Here is a 7,087-nt window from a genome sequence, read left to right on the forward strand (position 1 = left end):
TTTAATAAGGTAAAAATAGCTTTATTAAAACGTTAGCTTAATTTACAAAAACGACGCACAGCCTGCTAAGCACTTAGGCTTTGCTTTTTTAATTGATGGGCATGCCACTTAATATAATTACTGGCATTCATAGGTTTTGCGACTAAATAGCCTTGTATACAATCTGCATTGAGCAAGTTTAGTAACTCAAATTGCGCCTCTTGCTCTACACCTTCAGCAACAACAGTAATGTCTAAACTTTTGCCCAGGCTTATAATCGTATTAACAATATTAAAGCCTTTGCCTTTATCTAAAATCTTATCGATAAAACTTTTATCAATTTTTATTTCCTTTACGGGGAACGCATTTAAATGGGCTAAACAGGAATACCCTGTACCAAAGTCGTCTATAGAAAACACAAAACCTTGTTCTTGTAGCTCCGTCATTTGCTTTATTGTGCTGTCAATATCGCCCGATAGCATGGTTTCGGTGATCTCAAGTTTAATATGCTGCGGTTTTATGTTGAACTCTTTAATTGTAGAGCAGAGCTCACGGGTAAGCTGCGCAGAATTAAACTGTATATGACTAATATTTATAGATACGCTAAAGTGCTCATCTATCATGTTTTTTTCATTAAGTTGATTAATAAGGCTGCATATATTGCGAAGCACTATGTTTTGCAGTTTTTGAATCAGGCCATATTGCTCTGCAATAGGAATAAACTGATTAGGCGCAATAACCCCTTTATTAGGGTGCATCCACCTTATCAGGGCTTCTGCACCTACTATCTTTCCTTGCATACTAATTTGCGGCTGAAAATACGCACAAAATTCGTTATTTGCGATTGCTCTTACAATATCCGTTTCTAATTCGGCTTGGTTTTCGAGTAAAGTTTGCAGTTTAGGGTCATAAAAGCTGCAGCTATTGCCGCCTTTTGCCTTAGAGCGGTACATAGCAGTATCTGCAAATTTTAATATGTTATCGGTGGCTGTGTGCTCTTCGTTAATTAAGCAAATACCTATACTGCAACTAACTTGAAATGCCAGCTCCCCTATTGCAAACTTATCATTAAACACGCCTTGTACTTTTTTAGCGACTATTTCGGATTCAATACAGGCTTGGTGATTATGCTCGCCAATGTATTCGAGTAAAATAATAAATTCATCACCGCCCACTCTAGCTAAAGTATCAGATGATCGTATTACGCCACCTAAGCGTTTTGCTAATTCTATTAATACTTGATCTCCGGCGCCGTGGCCTAATGAATCATTTATTCTTTTAAAGTTATCAACATCTAAAAACAGCAATGCGCCCGTTTTTTTGGTGCGTTTAATACGCTCTACACACTTTGCTAGGCCGTCGCTGAGCATTCGTCTATTAGGGAGCCCTGTTAGTGGATCAAAAAACGCAAGCCGTTGAACTTCTTGCTCGGCTTTTTTGCGAAGGGTTACATCTCTTGCCATCCACACTACGTGCTTAAGTTCTGGTTTTTCTGGCTGGTAGTTAGTAAGTGCAGCCGCTCTTCCTTCAAAGGTTATGTGGCCTTTGGGCACGGCTAAATCGTACTCAAATATTTGCATTTCATTGGTGCGAATGGTTTTTTTAATAATCCCCATGATCATGTCGGCATCTTTAACTGGGAACAAGTCTTGCACATTTTGACCAATTAAATCGGTGGGCGATTCAAGTAATAAGTCACTCGAGGTACCGTAAATATCGGTATAGACGCCCTCTTCGTTCAAAATCAAAATAAGATCGGGCATCACTTGCGTAAATGCTTTAAATTTTTCATTACTTTTTTGCAGGTCTGCCACTAGCTGCCTAGCTTTGAGCGACTCTGCGCTTTTTTCAAGTGCTATGCTAGAAAAGTGTACAAAATAGTCAATGAGTTCTAAATCTTGCTGTGTAGGCGCTTTAGGGGCGCCGTGGTAAATAGCAAAAGTGCCTAATATTTCACTGGTGGTTGAAATAATCGGGGTTGACCAACAAGAATATAAACCGTAGCTGTGCGCTAAATCTTTGTAACCTTCCCACAAGGGCGAAAGGTCAATATTTTGCACAATAACTCGCTCATTTTTATAAGCCGCGGTGCCACAAGACCCTACATTAGGGCCTATAAACACACCATTAATTGCCTTTAAATATTCATCGTCAATATTTGGGGCAGCACGATGAAATAACTGATTACCTGTTAAAGACAGTATTGAGCATCTTGCAGAGCTGTCTTCAATAACTTGCTCTATAGCTAAACAAATATCTTGTAAAATATCGTCTAAGGCAATGCCTAACGCGATTTTAGATAATATATCCTGCTGGTGAGATAACAATTGTTTTAGTTTTGCAGTATTCATACTTCACCATGCATCTAGGTACTTTTATGTTGCTACGCACTTTAAAAAAGTGCAGTGCATCAACAAATTCCTGCTCTTAGTTCATATATTTAAAATGAGTATAGTTAATAAACTTACAGCGCGAGTTTTATTATTACGATTATGGAAATTGTTTTTTAATAAAATAGGTAAAAAAACAACTTTAGTATGCGTTAAGCCTACATTATTTTGCAACAAAAAATAAACATCCATAACAAAAACAATCCAGCCAACACACTCTAAAACTTTTTAAAAATTTTGCAGGTTTAACACTTTGTTACTTAAAAAGGCTGTTCAAAATTATCAGTCTAATTATACTGCATGCAGATATGAGTCTTTTTTGAGGTTACTGTGCAGATCATACAAGGTATGGAATATTTTTTTTCAGGCTTTAAATTAATTAGCCAAAAAGGCCTTAAGCGCTTTGTGCTTATTCCACTTTTACTTAATATTTTATTGTTTGGTAGTTCATTATTCTTTTTATTTGGTTGGTTAAGCGACAGCTTTAATTATATAAACAACATGTTACCTGAGTGGCTAAGCTGGCTTGAATGGTTAATGTGGCCCATTGCCGTGCTTGTGGTGCTATTTAGTTACAGCATGCTATTTACGGTAATAACCAACTTTATTGCAGCCCCTTTTAACGGACTACTCAGCGAAAAAGTAGAGCTTTATTTAACGGGTCAAAAAATAAATGACGACGGTTTTGCTGATTTAGTAAAAGACATTCCACGCATGGTAGGCAGAGAGTGGACAAAGCTTTGCTATTACTTACCCCGCGCTATTGGCTTTTTTATTTTGTTGTGGATTTTACCCGTTATTGGACAAGTGTTATGGGTTTTATTTACATGTTGGATGTATGCTGTGCAATACAAAGATTTTGCCTTCGATAACCATAAAGTAGGCTTTAAGCAAATGAAAGACGATTTAAAGTCTAAACAAGGTTTATCTTATGGTTTTGGCTTTGCTGTTATGCTGCTCACTGCAATCCCATTTGTTAACCTAATTGTTATGCCCGTTGCTGTGTGTGGCGCTACTCGTTTGTGGGTAGATAATTATCGCTCTAAATACCGAGCGGGCTAACAAACACTATGGCAAATAATAAAAGCACCTTTTGGTGCTTTTATTTTATCTATATCAACTTAAGTGCAGTGTAATTTAGTCTTGCGCGCCTTGGCAGTGTTGCACTTTTTTCATCTTGTAAAGTAAACGCTGTGATCACTATCGAGAATAACTGCTTTTTAAAAGTAATGTTAATGACTTCGCCTATTTTAGTTTTATAAGTGTGTTGCTGATTAAACAATTTAAGTTCACCGTTACCTAATTGCTCAACATACAAATAGGGGGTGTGCAAAGGCAGTTTTAACCTTATAACATTTAAACTGCTTTGCTCCTGTACTGCAACCCACTCCCCATCTTTATAAAGCGTATTAAAACGCGTTATGCCCTCGGGCTGAAGTACAGAGTCGTTTTGTATTAAACACGTGCTGCACCCGTTTACACGCCTTTGCTGCCAATTTACTGGCTTNTACTACTGGCTTTATTAATAGCGCCTTGGCTACAGGCAGCAACTAAAAAAATAATAGCTCCTTGTAAAAGTGCAGCTTTTATAAATCGGTAGCTCATTTAGCGCTCTTTAATTGCTTTAATTTGGTTAATTATAGCCTCGCTTGGCGCTGCTTCTTTTATATAGCTAGGCAATGAAGTAGAAACAGCTTGAGCACGCTGCTGTTGATACAGCTTATGGCTCATTGTATTTGCCACACCAAATCGGTTACCTGCACTTTGTGAGTAAAACTGTAAGTTAATCATGCTCCACTCATCGGTATCCGTTAATACAGTAATTTGCGAGTCTTGGTTTGCATCAAAGTTAGTTAATGTATCGCCTAAAATTGCATTACAATTATAATCGACCGCCTCAGAGCCAGGCCTGTTCAATCCTGCGCTTTCATCAATAGCACTTTCATTTATATTTGCAGCGCTGCCGTTTGAATAATCAATGATAAAATCATCCGTTGATCCTGTTTGATTATTAGTATTTGGCACAAGGTCGCAGTTAATGTTGTTGGTATAAAACCGGTCGTAATAACGGTCACCTTCGTTATTACCTATGCTTGCAAGCCCCGTTAATTGATATAGATAATTCATAGAGCTTAAATGATTTGGCTTAAAGTTCACTTCTTCGTCGCCGCCATGATAAAGCCCTAAATTATGTCCCAACTCATGAAAAATAGTAGACGCTTGGTAATTATTCGTCACATTTTGTGATGTTTGATCATCAACCGATAACCCCCATCCGCCCATAGTCAGCATTAGGTCATTACCATTTATTTCAGCAATGCCCGAGCCACTAATGCTGCCATCTTCGTTACCACTGTTTGCCATTAATAAATAATGAAAAATTGGGCGGCGCGTTGTATCGGCATATTCCATTTTATAGGCAAATAAATTAGCGGTACCTTGGTCATATTCAAAGGGCGTGTAGCTGTTAAACGGTACGGTTGTACCGCCTCCTAAATCAAAGTTAGCGGTGGAAATACCTGTGCTTTGGTCAAACAAATCGCCTACATCAAAATGCACTGTGTAACCGTTACTTGCAAATACGCTCACTACTTTTTCTAATGCTGTACGCTGTGGCGTAATACCTATATCGGTACTGTCCATATAATCAATTTCTATAAATATATCTTTTTGATTTTCCCGCGCGCCCCATTCATATAAAGGCAGCCCGCCAAACGTTGCGCCTTCTTGCTCACTGCAATCTGGGATCCCATCTAAATCTGTATCGGTATCACAGCTAATATCATTTTGCCCTGCCGGCGTATTAAACACTGAGTAAACCCAATCACTTGCTTGATTAGTATCTGTTGCATTAAGCGCACGTTTTAAGCTTGAGCCTTGCTCGGCCTGCATTTGTGGTGCGTTATCGCCTTGCCATTGCGTGGCACTAACCGGTTGCTGGGTAGAATTACCAAATTTAACAAAGTCGATTGTTTGTGTGGCGGCGCTATTTAATAACTCTGCAAAGCCATTTATATACCAGTAAGGACGTAGCGCATCGCTTTGGTTACCCACCAGCACAATTTTAGGGTTATTAAGTGCCGCGCTTGCTAAAAACTCATCACCAAAACGACTTTGCAGTAAAATATAACTGCCGTTTTCTAATACTTTGTTGGGTAATGTAAATACTTGCTCTGCACTCACTGAGCTATCAAGCATATTAATTGCGCGCGTTTTTAATGAATAGTTTTGTAAATTAACAGCCTCTCCTGTGCCGTTATAAATCTCTACCCAGGGCGTATCATTAGTAAATTGCACCGATATGAGTTCGGTTATTTTTAAATCTTGGGTTGAGGTGGTAAATTCACTCACTTGGCCTGCTGTCGCAGCAGTACCAGAAAAATTAACTAATTGGTCATTTACACGCACTTTGTAAAGCGTGTTTTCTGAAAAATCAGCGCTTAAGTTAACGTTTTTAAAATAGTCACTCGTCTCATCAGGCGCACCAGATACGCTCTCTACATTAAGTGCAACACAGCTTGCAAAATCATCACTTGATACCTGAACACTGCCTTCGCAGCTCCCCGCGCTACTATTTACGGTTAACGAACTGCTCAGCATCACATCAGAAAACGTAATGCTAATGGGGTTGTCGACCAATACCGCTTCATCTGCCCCATTAGGCGTTATTTCTGTCACCGTTGCAGCGCTGGTATCAATAATTGTCGTATTAAGTAAAAAGTTAGTGCTGTCTTCACCATCACTGGCGGTCAGTGTATAGCTTTTTGGAGAAATACTATTTACAGGCGGTGTATAGCTAAAGCGCAGCGCTTGGGCATCAATAACACTCACCTGCGCCCCTTCTAGGTCATCTGGAAAAGTAATTTGTACCGTATCGCCATCGGCATCATTTACCGTCAAATTAAATTCAGCACTTAAGTTATATTGCACCTCAACGGTTACATCGTCTGCCACAGGCGGATTGTTAGGCGCCACCACAATCACCGTTTTTTGGGCGCTATTAGTTGCATCGTCGTTATCTCTAACGGTGGCTAAAAAGGTAATATTGGTATTTTGAGCAACTGTTGGAGCATTAAACGTAATGCTGGAGTCGGTTTGCGTAAATTCGACCACGGGGCCGTTTGTTTGCTGCCAGCTTAGCTCGCTAATGGTGCCATCGCTGTCCTGCGCTGTAGCTGTTATTGTCACTGACTCATTTTGCATTGCCTCGTCAGGCCCAGCTAAGGTAACACTAGGTGCGCTATTTAATTGCGTAATAAGTACCGTGGCACTGCTTTGTACAGTGCCCCCGGCATTGTCGGTTACAGTAACACTAAAACCAAGCGTTTCATTTTCACTTACATTTGGGGCGGTAAAGCTTAATTCACCTTCAGTTTGGCTAAATTCGATGGAGGAGCCAGCAGATTGTACCCACACTATGGCGCTAATTGTGCCATCTATGTCTTGTGCATTAGCAATTAAACTCACTTGGGTATTAGCCAGTGCACTACTTGGGCCTGTAATATTAACTGTGGGAGGCGTATTTTGAACCGTGATAGTCCCAGAGAATACTTGCTCTGTAGTGGCGCCGTCATTATCGGTTACTAGCACCGAAAAGCTAAAATCAGTGTCGCTTTCTACACTGGGGGCCGTTACTGTGAGTATATTGCCATTAGCTGTAAAGGTAAATTCAGGCCCCGACAGCTGCTGCCATTGATAACTAGAGACTTGCCCGTCGC

Annotated in this window: 4 protein-coding genes; 1 reads left to right on the top strand and 3 read right to left on the bottom strand. The window is 39.8% G+C overall.

The features are described from left to right. Positions 1-65 precede the first annotated feature (65 nt). Positions 66-2,330, bottom strand: coding sequence for an EAL domain-containing protein (locus tag L650_RS0107615; protein ID WP_029772738.1), 2,265 nt, complete (start codon positions 2,328-2,330; stop codon positions 66-68). Positions 2,331-2,717: 387 nt separating this feature from the next. Here L650_RS0107615 and cysZ point away from each other — a divergent pair, with 387 nt between their 5' ends. Then, the gene (gene cysZ, locus L650_RS0107625) at positions 2,718-3,431 is read left to right on the top strand and encodes a sulfate transporter CysZ (RefSeq protein ID WP_171044755.1); all 714 of its coding nucleotides are present in this window, start codon (positions 2,718-2,720) and stop codon (positions 3,429-3,431) included. A 49-nt stretch (positions 3,432-3,480) separates the two neighbouring features. Here cysZ and L650_RS23630 read toward each other — a convergent pair whose 3' ends face one another. Next, complete coding sequence (locus L650_RS23630) at positions 3,481-3,702, bottom strand: hypothetical protein (RefSeq protein ID WP_128081051.1); 222 nt, start codon at positions 3,700-3,702, stop codon at positions 3,481-3,483. Positions 3,703-3,974: 272 nt separating this feature from the next. Next, positions 3,975-7,087 (bottom strand): PKD domain-containing protein (locus L650_RS0107640; protein ID WP_029772741.1); only part of this gene is annotated, 3,113 nt, incomplete at its 5' end.

Source organism: Pseudoalteromonas sp. TB51, assembly GCF_000498055.1.
Classification (GTDB): Bacteria; Pseudomonadota; Gammaproteobacteria; order Enterobacterales; family Alteromonadaceae; genus Pseudoalteromonas; species Pseudoalteromonas atlantica.